This window comes from Nocardia sp. XZ_19_369 (assembly GCF_015355715.1).
In the GTDB taxonomy this organism is placed as follows: Bacteria; Actinomycetota; Actinomycetes; order Mycobacteriales; family Mycobacteriaceae; genus Nocardia.
Genome location: NZ_JACVED010000009.1, coordinates 373,060 through 393,385, shown reverse-complemented (window position 1 = coordinate 393,385; position 20,326 = coordinate 373,060). Strand labels below are relative to the sequence as shown.

Genomic DNA, 20,326 nt, shown 5'->3' with positions numbered 1-20,326 from the left:
TTTTTCGAAGTCGGTGTGCGCCAAATGATGACGCGGACCTGGGTGCACAGAATTGTGCGGCGTAACAGGGGGCCGTGAGCAGACTGAGGTGCATGAGTCAGACAGTCGGCGACAGCGACCTGTGCCCCTTCCCCTCCCGTCGCACCGCACGGTTCGATCCGCCGGCTGCCTACTCGGAACTGCAGGCGACGGCGCCCTTCCAACGGGTTCGGCTGGCCAGCGGGCTACCGGCGGTGCTCGTCACGCGGCACGACCATGTCCGGCGTCTGCTGGACGACGCCCGATTGAGTTCGGACGAGGGCGTGATCGGCTATCCCTTCCTGTACGAGGGCGCGTTCGCCTCACCGCTCAAAGACACCTTCATGCGCACCGACGGGGAATCGCACCTTCGGGTGCGCCGCATGCTCGCCAAAGAGTTCACGGCGCGCCGGGCCGGCGAACTGCGCCCGGCTGTGCGAGCAATCGTCGACGCGTGCATCGACGAAATGGAAGCCGGCGGAGATTCGGCAGACCTGGTTGCTTCCTTCGCCTTTCCGGTCCCGTCGAGCATGATCTGCCGGCTCCTGGGCGTCCCGGTCGAGGATCGACCGGTCTTCGAGCAGAACACTCGCGCGATGATCGATATCGCGAGTACCCAGGACCAGGTCATGGGGGCGATGGGCGCCATCATGGGCTACCTGGACGGGCTGTTGACCCGGAAGGAGACCGAGCCTGCGGACGATCTGCTCAGTCGCCTGGTGCACGAACAGTTGCTGGTGGGCCAGATCGAGCGGCACGAGCTCGTGCAGATCGCCCTCATCCTCCTGGTGGCCGGACACGAGACCACTGCCACGATCATCGGCTTGGGCGTCTTCGCGCTGCTCGAGCATCCCGACCAGCTCGCCCGGCTGAAAGAGCAGCCCGACCTCTGGCCCTCGGCGGTCGAGGAGCTCCTGCGCCACCAGACGATCGTGCAGAACCCGGTGCAGCGCGTCGCCACGGCCGACATCGAGATCGAGGGCGAAACGATCCGCACCGGCGAGGGCGTCGTGCTGGTGCTGGAGACCGCGAACCGGGACCCCAGAGCGTATGACCAGCCCGATGTCCTGGATATCTCCCGCAATCCGCGCAACCACCTCTCCTTCAGCTTCGGGCCACACCATTGCCTGGGGCACGCCATTGCCCGGATGGAACTGGAAGTGGTCTTCTCCCGTCTGTTCGAGCGCCTGCCCGGTCTGCGGCTCGCGGTGCCCAGCGCCGAGGTCACCATGCGCCCGCCGACGGTCGGCCTTTACGGGGTAGAGAGTCTTCCGGTCGCGTGGTGAGAGCGGTTCCTGCCGATCTGAGCGCGTCTGTGCTCCTGTCCCACGCGGACTTCGTGATGGCGAACCATCACGTGCACGACACGAGCGTGCTACCGGGCGCGATCTTCCTCGATCTGCTCTGGCGGCTCGCGCGGGCGCGCGGGATCGACGGATGTATTCAATTGAACGACATCGTGTTCGAAGAGCCGGTGGTCACCGACCAGCGTTGCGACCGGCGGCTGCGGCTCGGACTCACGCGCCGCCATGGGGATTTCGACGTTCTTGTCACGAGTGTGCCGGTGCGGGGCAACGATATTTCGGGGACCGTCCGGCGTCATATGACCGCGACGATGCGGATCCTCGCCGAGGTTCCCGCGGGCGCGTCGCCGCCTGACGACCTCGGCGGTATGCCGTTCAAGAACATGGCGGACCTGTACGCGCAGGCTCGATCCGAGCACATCGTGCACGGCATGCCGATGCGTGTTTCCGGCGAACTGCTCGATACCGGCGCCGGGCTGATCGCCGACATCGCGCTCGATCCCGCCCACCCGACACCGTCGGGATTCCACCTGCACCCGGCACTACTGGACGCGTCGACCCTGATCGCCTTCGCGCGCACCCCGAAGCTCGAGTATCCGTACATCCCGATCACGATCGCCGCAGCGACACTGGTTGCCCCACTTGCCGAACCTCGGTGTCGGGTGTGGGTACCCGCTGAAGAGGTGCACGCGAGTACTGCGGACGTGATGCACAACAGCTACGAAATCCTCGATGCGGCAGGTGGTTTGGTCGCGCGGATCGAGCGGCTGACGTGTAAGCGGATCCGGCATCCGCTGTTGATCTCCGGTCTTACCGGCGACGATATCGACGGGCGGCAAGAAGTCTCGGTCGCATCGCCGTCGGCGTCTCCTCCTCCTCCGCCGCCGTCGAGAGCTGATTCCGCCGCATCGATTCGCGGCTGTGTGCGCGCCGAAATCGCAGCGAGACTCGGTGTTCCGGTGGAATCGGTAGACACCGGCGCGGGGTTCTATGCCCTCGGCCTGGATTCTGTTGCCCTGCTGGGGTTGTCCGCGATCATCGGTGAAAAGCTCGGTATCCGGCTCTATCCCACGGTGCTTTTCGAGTTCGGCACCGTTGACGACCTTGCCGAGCACCTGGCGAGCGAATATCGGCCCGACCGTCGCGACTTCGAGGTTGCCGCCGAAGTTCAGGTGAGAACTACGTACAGCAAGCCACCCGAGGTGCAGGCATGGCAGCCGTGCTGGGTGGACCTCGACGACAAGGCCGCTCGACCCGCCGCTGGCCGGAACATGATCGGTTTGGTGACCGCCGACCCCGTCCCGCGGTTGCGGGAGGCGCTCGAGCTCGCGGGCTGGTCGGTCACCGAGCATTCCGCTGTGCCGCAAGCGCCCGATCCGGCGATCGACTGGTGTGTGGTGGCCGGTGCCGACCAGCTGGCCGCGGTCGAGGCCTACCAGGATCTGGTCCGGGAACTGGGTCGCAGAGCAGCCCAGCCGTCTGGTGCGGTCCTGCTCGGTATTGAGGATGACCCGTCGCCGGAATTGCTTGGGACCGGTGCCTTTTGCCGTACTGCCACCGCGGAGGTGCGAACGCTCTCGGCGGCGGTCATCGCTGCGGACACCGCTACGGAGATCTCGGCCGTCGTTGCTGGTCTTACTACTGTGCTGGGAACAAAGAAGTCCGGCCTCTTCCGTCTGCGACAAGGCATTCTGCAAGCGCTCGACTATCGTCCAGCCGACTTCGCCGCCGAATCTCCGCTCCTGCGCCCCGGCGGCCGGTATCTGATCACCGGTGGGGCCGGTGGGCTCGGCACCCACCTGGCCGAACATCTGATCACCACGCACGCAGCCGCGGTGCACCTCGTCGGTCGCGGTTCACTTGATCCAGCTGTCGACGCGCAGCATGCGAAATGGCGTTCCAGCGGTGCGACGGTCACCTACACGCAATGCGACGTCGCAGACGGGAAAGCGTGCCTCGCGATGGTTGCCGCGCTGACGCGCGAGCACGGTCCGATCGATGGTGTCTTCCATCTCGCGGGTGTGCTCGACGACTCGGTGTTCATCACGGGGTCGACGCAGCGCACCCGAGCAGTCCTCGAACCCAAACTAGCTGGCGCGCAAAAGCTATGGCAGGCAGTCGACCGTGCTGATCTGGACTTCTTCGTGTCCTTCACGTCCATATCCGGCGCGCTGGCGAACCCCGGGCAGAGCGCCTACGCCTACGCCAACTCCAGTCTCGACTTCTGGAGTCTCGCCCGACACGACACCTCGTGCGAAGTAATGACCATCGCATGGCCCTACTGGGCGGATGGGGGCATGCGCTCCGGCCGGAGCGGCAACGGTGACGAGGCCGCCGACCTGCCCACCGATCTCGGGTTGCGGCTGCTCGAAAAGCTGTTGCGGCGCAGCGACACTCGGCACCTGTGTGCGACGTACGGTGACCCTGACGAGGCGCGCGCGGCGATGGTGACCTATCCGGACGCGCGCCCCCAGCCTTGGACAGCCCGGCCTGCCGAGCGTGTCCATGGAAGAGACGCTTCCGACAACTCGATCGGCGCAACCGAACCGATCGCCATCATCGGGCTGGCCGGAAGCTACCCTGGCGCAGCGGATCCGCGTGCCTTCTGGCAGATGTTGCAGGCCGGCGAGGATGCGATCGTCGAGATACCCGACGACACCTGGCCCGAGGCGCTTGCCTATAGTGCGGACAGCGCGCGCGGTAGGTCCTACAGCCGCTGGGGTGGATTGCTTTCCGAGCGTGACCATTTCGCTCCCGCCTACTTCGGCATCAGCCGCCGCGAGGCCGAGTCGATGGATCCGCAGGAGCGGCAGTTCCTGATGACCGCATGGCGGGCGCTGGAGGATGCCGCTCGACCACCGGAGTCGTTGCGCGACGAGACCGTCGGCGTGTTCTGCGGCGTCATGTGGAATCACTACCAGCTCTATCGGGACGCCGACGGCGTTGCTCCGTCGGCGCTGCATTCGACGATCCCGAATCGGGTTTCCTACACCTTCGACTTCAGCGGCCCCAGCCTCGCACTGGATACCGCGTGCTCCAGTTCCCTTGTCGCCGTGCACCTTGCGGTGCAGAGTCTGCGCAGCGGCGAGTCCACGATGGCGCTGGCCGGTGGGGTGAACATCACGACCCACCCGCACAAGTACGTGCAACTGTCCGCGGACAGCTTCTTGTCGCGGACCGGCAAGTGCCGGACCTTCGGGGCGGGCGCCGATGGGTACGTGCCCGGTGACGGTGTCGGCGTCGTAGTACTGAAACCTTTGCGCCGAGCTGTCGCCGACGGCGACATCGTTCATGCGGTGCTTCGCGGTACCTCGATGAACCACAATGGTCGTTCGGCCGGATTCACCGTGCCCGATCCGGCAGCTCAGGCCGCGTTGATTGCCGCGGCCTTGAGCGCGGCCGACGTCAAACCCGCTGAGGTCGGCTATCTCGAGGCGCACGGTACCGGGACGGCCCTGGGTGATCCGATCGAAGCGACCGCGATTCAGCGCGAGCTGTCTTCCGGTCGGCCGGATACCCAGCACCTGTACGTCGGTTCGGTGAAGACCAATATCGGGCACTTGGAGAGCGCGGCCGGTATCGCGGGCTTGACCAAGGCCGTTCTGCAAATCGAACACGGCCGGATCGTCCCGACGCTGCACTCCGGTCAGCTCAACGCCGCCGTAGTCGAGGCTGCGCCGTCGCTCGAGTTTCCGCAGAGTGCCGTTCCGTGGCCGTCCGGTTACGCTTCCCGGATCGCGGGCGTGAGCGCCTTCGGTGCGGGCGGGACGAATGTGCACGTGATTGTGGAAGGCGCTCCCGAACGCAGTACGTCGCAACTCGAACGTGCGACCAATGGTGAAGTCGCGGTGCTCCTTTCGGCCGATTCGACTGCGTCGCTGCGCACGTACGCCACGGATCTGCGCCGGTGGCTGCACAGCGAGGAAGCGGTGGCCGAGGGTGCCGTCGATATGGCCGTCCTCGAGCGAGCCGCAGCCGTTCTCGGGGTGCCCGGCCATGAGATCGATGTCGACTGGGCGTTGGCGGATCTGGGGTTCGACCCGACGATGCTGGAGGCCGTTGTCGGCCCCCGGAGTTTCGAACGGGGGGAGGATCTTTCGACCCTCACCTTGCGTGCGCTGATGACATCGCACACCAGTGATCCGCTGCTCTACGACATCGCGTACACGCTCCGGGTCGGCAGACGGCCCCGGAAGGTGCGACTCGCCGTCACCTGCGCCACGCTGGACCAGTTGGCGGCCGCCCTCGAGGCCTACGCCGGCGGGCAGGATGACGGCCCGCATCATCACAGCGGCGCGGCGACGAACGCCGTCGACGGCGTCGAGCGAACAGGCGAGGCGCGCGATGTTGCGCGGGCCTGGTGCGCCGGAATTCCGCTCGATCCGGTTCAGGCACCCGCCGGGCGGCGGTTGAGCCTGCCGATGGCGCCGCTGGAGACGGAAATATGCCGGCTCGGCGGCTGGCGCAACCGCAACAGCCCGCCCGATCACCCGCGCTCCGCTGCCACTGAAGGGCAGGTCTCCGTCGTGCCGAAATCGCCCGAATCCGGTTCAGGTCACTGCTTTTCGTTGCTTCCGGACGGTATCGCGCTGCTGCGGCTCGACTCACCCGAGACGCACAACATGCTGACCGACGAACTGCTCGCGCTGCTCGGGACGGCGCTCGAGCGCGTCCACACCGACGACGCGGTGCGGGTCTTCGTCATCTGCGGCAACGGCGCCGAGTTCTGCCTCGGCGGCACGCTGGAGGCGGTCAGCGACGTCGCCACCCAGCGCACCACGTTCGCCGATGCCGCCGTGATCTACGAAGGTTTGGCGACCTGCCGCAAGCCAGTCGTTACGGCCTTGGCGGGCAACGCGTTCGGCGGTGGCCTCGCGTTCGGTCTCTACGGTGACCTCGTCGTCATGTCGCGGGACGCTTACTACAGTGCGAATTTCCTGCGCTACGGGATCACCCCCGGTATGGGTGCCACCTACATTCTCGAGAAGCGAATGGGCGGCCCGCTGTCCCAGGAGATGCTCATGAGCGGCCGTGAGTATTCCGGCCGTGAGCTCGAACGCCGGGGCGCTTCGGTCAACTTCTGCGATGCCGATCAGGTTGTGGCGGAAGCGATGTCGCTCGCGCGTACCGTCGCGGGACATCCGCCGGCCGCGGTTCAGCAGCTGAAGGCGCACCTTTCGTCCGGGTCACGCCAGGACCTGCCTGCCACGATCGCGGCGGAGATGGACATGCATCGGCGACTGTCGGTGCAGGCCGCAGAGGTGCCCGCACCGGCCGAGCAGAGCTATCCCCGCGCGGCGGATCGGGCGGCAGTGCCGGACTTGGCCGAAGCGATCGTGGCCAGCGTGGCGGACATTCTGTTCGCCGAGCCCGACGAGATCGACAGCCGGGTGTCCTTCCGCGATCAGGGTCTGGACTCGGTGGGTGCGGTGCAGTTGGTCCGCGACCTCAACGAGAGGTTCAAAACCGATCTCGAGTCGACGGTCGTGTACGAGCATCCGACGGTCGAAGAGCTGGCTGACTACTTGGCGAGTGAGGTCGAAGCCACCGCCTTCCTGGCGGATGCGGCACGAGCGACTCCGCCCGCGCCGGAGGCTGCACGAGTGACTCCACCTGCGCCGGAAGCTGCATGGGCAACGGTGCCGGTGCCGGAACCCGCGCGAGCAATTCCGTTCGTGCCGGATGCTGCGCGAGCAACTGCGCCCGTGCCGGATGGCGTGCGGGCGACTCCGCCCGCGCCGGAGGCTGCACTAGTGACTCCACCTGCGCCGGAAGCTGCATGGGCAACGGTGCCGGACGTCGCGCGTGCATCTCTGTCGGCGCCGGATGCTGCAGCACGAGCGACTCCACCTGCGCCGGAGGCTGCATGGGCAACGGTGCCGGTGCCGGACCCCGCGCGAGCAACCCCGTTCGCGCGGGGTCCCGCGCGAACAGCTGCGCCCGTGCCGGATCCCGCGCGAGCAACTGCGCCCGTGCCGGATGTCGCGCGGGCGACTCCGTTCGCGACGGATGCTGGGCGGGCATCTCTTTCGGCGCCGGACGCTGTGCGGGCAACTCTGCCTTCACCGGAGGCTGCACGGGCAACTGCGCCGGCGTCGGCGGCCGTGCGGGCAACTCTGCCCGTGCCGGATGTCGCGCGAGTAACTGAACCCTCGCCGGGCGCTTCCGTTGTGGGCCGTATAGCTGACCCGTCCGTCGGGCCTGAGCCGGCCGGGGCGAAACACTCTGTCCCCGGCGCGGTCGCCGTCGTCGGGATGGCCGGGCGGTGGCCCGATGCCGACGACATCGAACAGTTCGCCCGCAACATCGCGGCGGGCCGGAGCTCGATCACTGACGTGAGCAGCGGAAGGTGGGATCTCTCTGCCCTTTACGCGCCTGGACGCCACGAGGGTAAGACGACCAGCCGCTGGGCTGCCCTGCTGGACGACGTCGAAAGCTTCGACCATGCGTTCTTCAACCTGTCACCGCTCGACGTCGCCGCCATGGACTGCCAGCAACGGCTGTTCCTCACCGAGTCGTGGAAGGCGCTCGAGGCCGCAGGGCACCTGTCCAATGCCCGGGGCCGCGGCTGCACCGGCATCTACGTGGGATGCGCGCCCGGCGACCATAGCGAGCGCCTCCGATCCGGTGACAAGCATGAGACGGCCCAAGCCTTTCTCGGCAGTTCGGCCTCGATTCTCGCCGCGCGGATCGCCTACTTTCTGAACCTTCGTGGGCCGACGATCGCGGTCGATACCGCATGCTCTTCGTCGCTCGTCGCAGTCCACCTCGCCTGCCAAGCTCTGCTGACCGGCGAGGTGGACACTGCCGTCGCCGGTGGGGTCGCGGTGATGGAAACGCCGTCGCTGCAGGTGCGTTCGTCGCAGGTGGGCATGCTGTCGCCGACCGGGACCAGCGCCCCCTTCGACGCTGCGGCGGACGGGATCGTGCTGGGCGAGGGCGTCGGCGTTGTGGTGTTGCGCCGGTTGTCGGATGCGCTGCGCGACGGTGATCAGGTCCTTGCGGTTCTGCGCAGCACCGGCGTCAACGGCGACGGGCACACCAACGGGATAACAGCGCCGAACGCAGCGGCCCAGGCCGAGTTGACGACTCGTACGTTGCAGCGTGCGGGCCTCACGCCGAGCGATGTCTCTTTCGTCGAAACCCACGGCACGGGTACATCTTTGGGTGACCCGATCGAAATCTCGGGCCTCATCCAGTCGCTCGCCGCGGACCAGCCCGCCTGGCTCGGCTCGGTGAAGGCGAATATCGGCCACACGACCACCGCGGCCGGCATCTCCAGCCTGATCAAGACCATCGTGTGCATGCAGATGGAAATCGTTGCGCCGCTGGTCAATCACGGCGTCAGGAACCCGGCGATCAGCGATCTCGGTCGCTTCCACATACCGACCCGGAAGCAGCCGTGGCCATTCCGCCCTGCTGTCCCGCGCACGGCCGTGGTCGCGAGCTATGGCTTCTCGGGCACGAACAGCGTGGCGATCGTTCAGGACGTGGCCCCGTCACTGCCGTGGCGGACCGACGCGGCCACCGAGATCGAGCGACCGGCCAACCACAAGAATGCGTCGCGTATCCCGATCTCAGCGGACGACCCCATCGTGGCCGAGCATGTGGTGGTCGGACAACGACTGCTGCCTGCCGCCGCGACCGTCGAGTTCACCCGAACTCTCCTGAGTGGGCAGGCCGACGCGGCATTCAGCCTGCACGGGGTTCGCTGGCGGGCCCCCGTCATCGTTGATGACAACTCGGTGGTCACGGTGACCGCCACGCCGCTGGAGGGCGATACGGATTCGGCGAATCGCTCGATCGCCATCGGCTCGGACGCCGAAACAGTAGCTGTGACAGCGTCACTGGAGCTGCCTGGACAATCGCAAGACAGACCGCAAACCCTCGACATCGCCGGGCTCTCGGCGAGATGTCAACGGAGCGTTCTCGCCGATCGCCTGTACACCGACTTCGCGGACGCCGGTCTGGCGTACGGTCCACGCTATCGTCGGCTCACCAAGGTCCTGGTGGGGGAGGATTTGGTGGTAGGCACATTGAATCCCGCAGCGCCCGGGTTCGGTGCGGAAACAGCGATGATCGATGCGGCTCTGCAATCCCTCGGCGCCCTGCCCGGCCTCGGCGACGGGTCGGCGCTGGTTCCGGTAGCGGCGCAACGAATCTCCCTCTGGGGAGCGGCAACTCGCGCCACGACGGTGGTCGGCGAGCGCACCGGCACCACCTACCGGGTAGTGCTCACGGACTCGAAGGGCATGCCGCTGGTCGAATTCGAGGGCTTGCGGCTGTACCCGATGAGCATCGAGCCAGTGCCGCAACCGATTCCAGCCGCCCAGCACAGCACGCCCGGACTGGTGTACACGCTGGTGTGGGTACCGCTCGGCGAGAGCCCGAGGGGCAGTGCGGAAGACGGCGAAGTGCTGGTCGTAGCGGACCGATCACGATACGAACTAGGCGCGGCCCTCTTGCAGGATGCCGGGGGCAAGGCGACTCTTGTTCCGCTCGAGCAGCCGTCACCTGGCGCGCTGACCCCCAGCGTGCGCTCGGTCGTCGTACTGCCTGGAAGTGCACATGCCACAACGTTGTTGGACACGCTGTCGCTACTCAGATCCTGGTACGGCGTTCTCCGTGACGAGTTCGGCTCGGACCCGCTTCGGCTGTCACTGATCACCCGACAGGGCGTCCATATCGGTGAGCACGAGGTTCCCGATGCACTGAACAGCGCCGTCCACGGGTTCGCGGGTGCGGTCGCAGCCGAGCAGCCGACCTGGGCGGTGCGCTGCGTCGACGTGGTGAACGATGACGTGGACCTCGATGAAGTCCGTGACGCCATGCTCGTCGAAGCCCCGAACGACTCGTCGCACCGAGTCCTGGCCCTGCGCGACGGCCGGCTCCTTCGCCGAGTATTCCGGTCCGCTTCCGGCGACGGCGTGCAGCGCCTCGAGCTGGGGCGGCGTCTGGTGGTGATCGGTGCGACCGGCGCGATCGGCCGGGCGATCTGTGCGGCAGCGGAGGGTCCGTGCACCCAGGTGTGGATCGGGCGCAGCTCGGCGGCGCAGGTCGGCCATCACCTCGAATCCGCTGGGGGCGCAGTCCACTACCTGCAAGCCGACGTTGGGGACGCGGCGAGTATCGGTAATGCGCTGCGCGAGGCGGAGCGGCTCCTCGGCACGATCGATGCCGTGGTCCACTGCGCGGGCGAGCTGCGCGATCGCCGGATAGCGGACCTCACCGACGAGGATTTCGAAGCAGTCCTGCGCCCGCGCGTCGACGGCATGCGAAACCTGCTCGCCCACACCTTCACTCACTCGGACCCGAAGTTCCTGGTCGCGTCCTCGGCCGCGGCATTCGTCGATTCCGGCGGCCAGGCCAACTACGCCGCGGGCTGCTGCGCGCTGGATGCCGTTGCGGTGGCCGCCCGTTCGCGCGGGCGCGACGTCACCGTCGTCAATTGGGGCTATTGGGATGGCGACGGCGTCGCGTCGACGTCCTACCACCGCAAGCTCATGGCGGCGGACGGGATCGTGCCGCTGGCCGCGGACCAGGCCATGTCAGCGCTGGCGGATGTGCTGGCGGCAGGGCACGGGCAGGCCCTCGTCCTCGCCGCAAACACCAAGGGCTTGAGCCATTTCGGCATCCAGGCAACCGCAAAGCCGCTGCGTAGTAGCGAAACTGGTGCGACGCAAGCCGACCGCGGAGATGCCGGCCCAGTACAGCAAGCACGCAACTGCATTCGGCGGGCGTTCTGTGAGGTGCTCGGGTTCGGCGAGGACGAACTGAGCTTGGATGCCACCTTCGAGACCTATGGCGTCAGTTCGGTAGTAGGCGTCCAGCTCCTGGAAAGGCTCGAGCGCGACATCGGCCCACTGCCACCGACATTGCTCTACGAAGAGCAGACTATTCGGGCTCTGGCAGACCGCATCGCGGGCGAGTATCCCAGCAAGCTGGCTCTCAGCGACCCGCTGCTGTCCGCTAGTTCTATTGGTGAGCAAGAGGTTTCGCAGCCTGCCGCTGCCACCGACGCGAGAAGTGAATCCCGCGGGCGCAGTTCGAGCGAGGACGTCGCGGTGATCGGCCTGGCGGGTAGGTATCCGGGCGCTCCCGACATCGCCGCCCTGTGGCAGAACCTGCTCGCGGGAATCTGCTCGCTGACTGAAGTACCCGCCGAGCGATGGCATTGGCGGCAGCACCCGGACCCGCGCCGCGGTCTCCAGCCTTACCAGGCATGGGGTGGTTTCCTCACCGACCCGTATTGCTTCGATGCCGCCTTGTTCGGGGTGCTGCCCAAGGTCGCCGAGGACATCGATCCGCAGGAGCGGATCTTCTTGGAGACCACCTGGGATCTGCTCGAGCGCACGGGTTACCTGAACGACGACTCGCAGGCTGCCGCCACCGGGGTGTTCGTCGGTGTCATGTACGGCGGCTACGGGGAGGTCGGCGCCAGGCTGGCCGAGCAGGGCACGCCGAACGGCGCGCACACTGCGTACTGGTCGATCGCCAACCGCATCTCCTACACGTTGAACCTTTCGGGGCCGAGCGTGGCGGTGGATACCGCCTGTTCCTCGTCCCTCACCGCAGTGCATCTCGCGATCCAGAGCCTGCACAACGGCGAATGCGATATCGCCGTTGCGGGCGGGGTCAACCTCATCGCCCACCCCTCCCACATGATGTCGCTCGGCGAACGCAACATGCTGGCCGCCGACGGCCGCGTGAAGGTGTTCGACGATGCGGCGGACGGCTACGTCCCCGGCGAGGGTGTGGGTGCGCTGCTACTCAAACCCCTAGATGCGGCACTTCGGGACGGCGACGATATCTGGGCGGTGATCAAGGGGACCGCGGTCAACGCCGGTGGTCACACCAGCGGGTTCACCGTTCCCAACCCGCAGGCGCAAGCAGCGGTCATCACGTCCGCTGTCCAGAAGGCTCGGGTAGCGCCGGAGTCGATCTCGTATGTCGAGGCGCATGGCTCCGGAACCGCGCTCGGCGACCCGATCGAGATCTCCGCTCTCGGTACGGCATTCAGGAAGCTCGGGTCCGAATCCGCGCCGGCCTGGGTCGGGTCGGTGAAGTCGAACATCGGTCATCTGGAGGGTGCGGCGGGTATCGCCGGTCTGACGAAGACCGTGCTGCAGCTGCGGCACCGAACGTTGGCGCCGATGGTCAACCTGGACACCGTCAATCCACGCATTCCGTTCGCGGAGGTCGGGACGCAGCCGGTCCGCAGCTCGATCGGCTGGCGGCCCGGCCTGGACGGGCAGCCACTCCGTGCGGGTGTCAGCTCGTTCGGAGCGGGCGGGACCAACGTGCACGTCGTTGTCGAAGAAGCGCCACCCCGACGGGAGCTGGATGCGGTTGACGGCCCGTTCCTCGTTCTACTGTCTTGCCCCGACATGGCCAGGCTTCGCGAATACGCGTCCGATATCGCGGATTTCGCGCAGAGCCTGAGTCTGAGTGGGGTCGCTCGGATGGCATGGACGAGTCAAACCGGTCGGCGCTCGTTCGGGTACCGGCTCGCGGTGCTGTGTTCGAGCGGAGATGAACTTGCTCGGCAATTGCACGAGTTTGCCGCGGCGGCCGAGGCCGGGACCGACACTCGGATCGGTCGCGGAATTTTCGCAGGTACACCGAGTACGCGCAGAGCTGCCTCGGAGGATGCCGTCGATGACGAAGCGCTGCGGCGGCGAGATCTCGAACGGCTGGCCCAATTGTGGGTCGACGGCGCGCGAATCGCGTGGAAACAACTGTGGCACAAGCGCCCCGGTAAGCTGGCTTACCCTGGAGTTCCTCTGCGGCGGAATTTCTACAGCGTTCCGAATCCGGCCCGGGAATCCGTAGCAGAATTCTCGGCTCCCGCGAGCGACTCGGGTTCGCCGACGCAGTTGCACTACGAAGTTCCGACGTGGCAACCGTCGCCCCTCGGCGGTTCCCGCCGTGCGGTGGAATCGCTCGGCGTGCTGGTACTCACCGAGGGTGACAGACCGCTGGCAGCCGAGCTGATCGATGAGGCTCGGCGTCGGGGGATTCGGGCGTATTCGTTGGATGCCGCCACCGCCGCACCGGAGAGCGTCGACGCGCTGGTGCTGCTCGTCGATCCGAGGCTGCTTGATCCTGCGATGCTGGCGGGCACCATCATTCGAGTGGCTGTCGAGCAGACACCAACGGGACGTTCCCGGCCACCGAAACTGTTGTGCGCGTGGCAGACCGCGACGCACCCCGTCGGCCCCGCTACCGCCGGTCTGCTCCGTTCGCTGTGTGCCGAACGGCAGTTGTCTGCCAGCGCAGTCGATTTGGGCGCGATGGATCTGCCAGCTGCCGCCAGCACCCTGCTCGACGAGGTGGGCAGGGACGAGTCGGCCGAAGTGCGCTACCGCGGTGGACACGCTTCCTCGCGAGAAGTAGCGACGATGGTCGAGGTCGACCTGCTTCCCGGCGCTCCGTGGAGCGCTGGGCCCGGTTCGTATGTCATCAGCGGTGGGGGCGGGAAACTCGGCATCGCGACCGCGGCATGGCTCGCCGACTCCGGGGCCGGCACGGTATGGCTGCTGGGTCGTTCTGCGGCCGGTCCGGAAGTGCGGACGCTCACCGGTCGCTATGGCGCAGAACGGATCAGGTTCCGGCAGGGCGACGTGACTGACGCCGACGCCGTCGGACGCGTGCTCGACGAGGCGCGATCCGCGGGTCCACTGCGGGGCGTCGTACACGCCGCGGGGCTGCTGCGGGACGCGCCGGCCGCGGGTAAGACAGCGTCCGACATCGCGCGGGTTCTGGCGCCGAAGGTGAACGGAATGCAGGTCCTCGACGCGGCCACCGCGCAGGACCGGCTCGAATTCTTCGTCGCGTACTCATCCCTGGTGTCGCGCAACGGAAGTCCTGGCCAAGCCGACTACTCGTTCGCCAACGCCTACCTCGACGCTGCCTGCCTGCACCGCGAGGAGCTGCGGCGGACGGGACAGCGATCAGGTAAGACGGTGTCGATCGGCTGGCCGCTGTGGGCGGCGGGCGGAATGCGCATGCCGACGGCGGTCACCGAGCGGCTACGGCGACTGCACGGCATGGTGCCGATGTCGACCGCGGCGGGTTTCGAAGCCCTCGCCCAAGCCCTCAGGGCCGAGTATCCCGTGGTTCAGGTGACCGAGCTGGAGACGCAACGGAGCATCCCGCCAACGGTTCCGGACCAGCCTGCCCCACAGGTGGTCGGGCAGGACGAGCATGTTCTTGCGGAAGTGCGGCGGCACGCTGCGGAGTTCCTGCTGGTTCCCGCTTCGGAAGTCGACCTCGATGCCGAGTTGCTGGAGCTCGGCTTCGATTCGATCTCGCTGACGGAACTGGTCGAGCGGCTCAACGGTGCCTTCGGCACCAGCGTGCGGCCGACGGCTGTCTTCGACAATCCCACGCTCTTGCGTCTGGCGACCCACTTCGCGGAGCCGGCCGGTACGCAACCCGCGCATGCCCCGTCGGAGTCGGCCGCTACGCAACCCGCGCATACACCGTCGGACTCGGCGTTTCGCGGCGCGGCTGCCGTCCAGCCGTCGAGAGCACCCGGCGATCGTGACAGCCTCCAGGACGTTGCGGTCATCGGCATGGCCGCAACGATCGCCTCCGCTGATTCCAGCGCACAGTTGTGGGAGTCGCTGATCGCCGGACACGATCTGGTGCGTTCGGTTCCGATGGGCCGTCCTGAACTGCGCGACGATCCGGCGATGGCCGGGATTCGCGGTGGCTTCGTGAGCAGCGCAGCAGCTTTCGACGCCGACTTCTTCGGTATCGCGCCGCGCGAAGCCGCGGTGATGGACCCGCAGCAACGCCTGTTCTTGACCGTGTGCTGGGAGGCGATCTGGGACGCCGCCTTGGCGCCGGAAGACCTGCGGGGCAGCGCGACCGCGGTGTTCGCCGCGGTGTCCACGATGGACTATCAGGATTTGATGTCGGCGCGCGGCGTGCCGGATCGCGCGCATTCCGCAACCGGCCTCTCGCACGCCATTCTCGCCAACCGCGTGTCACACTTGCTGGATCTGCATGGTCCGAGCGAGGCGATCGACACCGCATGCTCGAGTTCGCTCGTTGCGGTGCATCGTGCGATTCGCGCGTTGCGTTCGGGTGAATGCACGCAGGCCCTGGTCGGCGGTGTCAATCTCACGCTGACGGCGGGTCTGTACCGAGCCTTCACGGACGCCGGAATGTTGAGTGCGCAAGGTCGTTGCGCCACCTTCGATTCCGGTGCGGACGGGTACGTCCGGGGTGAGGGTGCGGGTGCCTTGCTGTTGAAGCCCTTGTCGGATGCGCTTCGGGACGGCGATCGGGTGCACGCGGTCATTCGCGGGAGCGCGGTGAACCACACGGGGCGCACGGCGTCGCTGACCGCGCCCGCGCCGCAATCGCAAGGCGCGGTGATCCGGGCGGCCTATCGTGATGCCGGCACGGAACTCAGCTCTCTCGACTACATCGAAACCCATGGCACCGGTACGCGACTCGGTGATCCGGTCGAGATCGACGGCATCAAACAGGCACTGGGGACCGAGGTCGGCGGACGGGTGCTGCTCGGCTCGATCAAAGCCTCGGTCGGTCATCTGGAGGCCGCAGCCGGCATGGCCGGGTTGGTCAAGACCGTGCAGATTCTGCGGCACCGCAAGGTTCCGGGGCAGCTGCATCTGCACACGCTCAATCCGCAGATCGAGCTGGCGGGCACTGACTTACACATTCCGACCGTCTCGGTCGACCTGCCGGCCGACCGTGAGATCGTCGCCGGAGTCAGTTCTTTCGGGTTTGGGGGGACGAACGCGCACGTCGTACTTGCGTCCGCGCCCTGGGTAGCGCCGACGGCAGGGAATCCGTTGCGAGAGCACGCAATACCGCTGGCGGCGAAGGATGAGCACCGGCTGGCGGCCTATGCCCGTGCCCTCGCCGCGGGCGTCACCGATGGCGAGTCCGTCGAGCGCGTCGCAGCCACGCTGCAGCGGCGGCATCGTGGTGGGCGGGTCCGAGCTGTGTTGACGTGTCGCGACATCGGCGATTTTCGCGCGGCGGCGGGTGCGCTCGGCGCGGGGCAGCCGCATGAGCGTTGTCTGCGTGGCCCGAGGCAGGGCGGGTCTGATGTGGAGAGTCGTTGGCTGGCCGGGCAATCCGTGGACTGGACAGTGATTGCCCCGTTGACCTCACTCCCGACTCCGCCGTTCATGCCGGTGCGGCACTGGTTCGAGGCGGATGAGTCGGAGGTTCCGCCGGACGCTGTAGTCGACGAAATGAGCTGGCCCAGTGCGGATCCGGAGGAGTCAGGCCCTCTTACCACCCCAAGTGTGGATCTGCGGGTGCCTACCTCCTCCTTGGGGCCGGGCATGGTGCGCGACGAGGTGGCCGCGATTCTCGGCGTGGCAGTGGGAGCCCTCGACACCTCGCGCACCTGGCGAGACCTCGGACTCGACTCCATCTTCGCCGTCGACCTGGCTGAACGACTGACCGCGAAGCTCGGGTTCGACGTCACTGCCACCGGAGTGGTGGAGTCGGCCACGGTCGACGGACTCGAAGCGCACATCGCCGCGCAGGTCGATGGCTTGGGGACGGACTCGGACCACAGCTTGCAAGAGGAGATAGATCTGTTCCTCGGCCAGCTGACCGGCTCGCCTGTCACCGCACCGGTCGACTTCGATACCGTCGGCCTGTCGTCGATCGACAGGTTGCGTGCCGTCGGTTGCCTGGAGTCCTACTTCGGGCCACTGCCGAATACGCTGCTCTACGACTACCCGTCGACAACGAGCCTGACGGAATTCCTGTGCCAAACCTTCTCCGCCGACGTGGTTTCCGGCTTCACCGCCGCTTCGGTGACGTACTCCGCCGACCTGGCCCCCGTTCCTGCTGCGGGGGAGGTGACCGAAATGTTCGGCGGACGGATGATCCGGCGTGCCGACTTGCCACTGCACGAAAAGCTCGCTGTCGCGGTGACCGAATTGTCGAAGACATATCGCCTGGAGGACGCCCTGGCGGGTCGCGACATCGCCCCCTTCATTTACCTACCGGACCACGAGAAGTGGTACCTGGATGTCGGGTGGGTCGGCGAGGTCGTGCTGGTGTGGGGCTACACCGGTCCGGCGGACTCCGCGATCGATGCGGTGGCGGACTTCGGTGAGGTCGCATCGACGGCGGGTGCCCGACTGAGCGTGCTGTGGCCCGTTCCGCTGGATACCGTGCACGACAGGCAGTTTCATGCGACTCCGTTCGGAGTGATGCAGGAGATCGGCGACATCGCTTCCTTCACCGTCGCCGGGGGAGAAAAGCGTCGACTGCGCGGAATCATCGGTAAATTCCAGCGGGCGGGCCAGGTTCGGGTCGAGGAATATCAGGTCGGCGAAGTTCGCGGGTACGACCGCGATATCGTGCGGCTCATCGATGCCTGGTCGGACGGCAAGCAGAACGTGAACCCGTACGTCGGCACTATTCGAGCCGAAGTGGCACGGGGCGAACTGCCACCGGGCCACCGGGTGTTCCTGACGTTCGTGGACGATGTCGTCGTCGCGGTGGTGGTGATTTCGCGGCTGGGCGTGCAGAACGGTTATCTGCTGGACGTCGAGTTCTATGATGCCGAAACACCGACCGGGTGCTTGGAGTACGCGGTGACCGAGATCATCGACCGGCTCCGTGCGGAGGACGTCGAAATCTTCAGCCTGGGGGCGATATTCGGAGTGCCGGTAGGGAACTCGGCAAACGCTGATCCCGTCCTGGTCGATGAACTCGTGGGCATGGGGGACGCCGGTCTGACGCCGCTCGGAAATTACCACTTCAAGCGGAAGTTCAAGCCGAGCGAGTCGACGATCTACCTGTGCCAGCCGCACGGCGAGCGCAGCAGTATTGCTGAGATCCTGCTGTTGATCGGTGATCCCGAGCTCGAGCCGACGGGTAGTTCGTCGGCGACATCGACGACCGAGGGTGGCGGTACGGCTGGTGGGTCGGTCGTAGCTGATCGTTTCGCTGGGACTCGGGGAAACGTATTGCAACTCGATCCCGTCGACATACATCTCGACCTGATTTCCGACTCGTGGGCCGACCACGACGACCACATCGTCCGGACCCGTCTGTCCGAGTTGTTGGCCGCCGAGCGGGCGGTGCCGCGTTGGCTGCCGTTCGAGGAAGTGGTGCTCGCGCCGAGCGGTCGCGAAGCCGAGTCGCTGCTGTGCCGCGCTTGGCCCGGCCCCCGCGGCACCGTGTTGCATAACGGTGTGTTCCCGACCTGGTTGGGCTCGCTGGCTGAAAATCGTTTCACACCAAAGGCTCTCGACGCCATCGGGGCCGACGGACTCGCAACTGCCGTCGAACGAGGGCTGGCAGGCCTGTCCGGCGCACCTTCCTTCGTGCTGATCGAACTGTGCCCGAATTCGGCTGGCGGGGTTCCGATACCGGACCGTCAGCTGGCGCGGATCAGGGCGGCATGCGACCGGGTCGGTACGCCCTTGGTGCTCGACGCCACCCGCGTCGTCGACAACGTAATCGCCCCGGGGCTGGCGTCGGCGGCGCTTGCGGGGGCGCTCGAAGCGGTATTGGCCCACGCGGACACGATCACCATGAGTCTGTCGAAGAACTTCGCCCTGACGGCCGGCGGCCTGGTCGCTACCTCGGATGGTGCGCTGATCAAAGGGCTTCGGAGTCGAACCGTTGACGGCAAAGGAGAGTTCTCGGCTCTCGGGCGTGCGGTGATGAGGGCCGGCCTCGCCGACCTTGCCACCGCTCATCGGTTGGTTGTCGAGCGTCAGGCCGTGGTCGCCGAGTTCGCACGAGTGATTCAGTCGTACGGTGTCCCGACCGCTCCGACCGAGCCCACTTTTGCCATCTGCGTGCCGTCCACCGGGCCGGATGAGGATGCTGCGATGGAGCTGGCCGGCTATCTGCACCAGCAGACCGGAGTTCGGGTCGGTCCGCACCTGGCCAGTCCCGTCCATCCAGGGCTCGACGGGCATGTGCGAGTGGCCATTCCGATCGGTTATGCGGATCAGGTCCGGGCAAAGATGTCGGTAGTGGCGGCCGCGCTCGGGCAGAGGCACGAGCAGCGAACCGTCCGCGGAACCGGTGAAGAGGCGCCATGGTTTGCGAGCCAGCTCGGCCAACTGCGCGAGACCTATCTGACCCATCTGTCGGATAGCAGCGAACACGAGACCACCGTTCCCGGCAATCTCCGTGTCCTCCAACGCGTTTGCCCGTCGGTGCGCTCCACGCTCATCGAGGACGAGGAGGGGCAGGTCGAACTGTTCGAGGCGGGAACGGGTGAGCTGCCCTTGGTGCTGATGCACCCGTTCAATATCGGGGCGGGTATGTTCGCGTATCAGTTCGGAAGACTGGCCCAGAACCGACGGATTGTGGTGATCCACCAGCCTGGAGTCGGTCGCACCCGCACCACCAGCAGCCTGACTCTCGATGGACTGGTCGACCTGCAAATTCGGGTTCTCGACCGCATCGGCGTTCGTGGCCGGTTCCACGTCGGCGGCGCCTCCGTCGGGTCGATATTCGCCCAGTGGATGGCGCTTGCCCATCCCGATCGCGTCGCCTCGCTTTCCTTGCTCGGCGGATCCTATAAGTTCGCTAATCGCAAGGGGCGCATAGACAAACTCGACCAGGTGATCGCCGATGACTTCGACTCGATCGAAGCGGGCGGTGTCGCGTTGGGCGGCGATGTAAGACGAGCTGTGACCGATCTACTGATGGAATCCGAGAGTATGGATCCGCGGACCGGGCTGCGCTATCTGGATCTGTTCGCGAAAGGCTCTGACCTCACCGACAAATTGTCGTCGGTGTCCGTTCCCGCGCTGATAGTTCAGGGACGGCACGACTCCGTTGTCGGGGTGGCCACCGGGCAGTTCATCCATCGCCGCATTGCCGATTCCGAGTATGCGGAACTGCCGAACTCCGGTCACTTCGTCTGCTTCACCGAACCCGACCGGGTCTGCGACTTGGTCGCGGAGTTCATCGCACGTCATGAAGGCGAGCGCGGGCAGTAGTAGGGGCCGACCCGATGACGAGTCGGCCCC

General features: G+C 66.6%; 2 protein-coding genes. Both read left to right on the top strand.

Going from position 1 to position 20,326, the window contains the following annotated elements:
- Positions 1-92: 92 nt before the first annotated feature.
- Entirely contained in the window at positions 93-1,304 is a 1,212-nt protein-coding gene (locus IBX18_RS32325; protein WP_194837268.1) for a cytochrome P450, read from the top strand.
- Positions 1,301-20,296 carry an SDR family NAD(P)-dependent oxidoreductase gene (locus IBX18_RS32320; RefSeq protein WP_194837267.1) on the top strand — a complete coding sequence of 6,332 codons (18,996 nt, stop codon included), beginning with the start codon at positions 1,301-1,303 and terminating at the stop codon, positions 20,294-20,296. The genes IBX18_RS32325 and IBX18_RS32320 overlap by 4 nt, the downstream gene beginning before the upstream one ends.
- Positions 20,297-20,326: the final 30 nt, after the last annotated feature.

Coding starts and splice junctions, on each gene's coding strand:
- IBX18_RS32325 (WP_194837268.1), top strand. CDS start 93: ATGAGTCAGACAGTCGGCGACAGCGACCTGTGCCCCTTCCCCTCCCGT.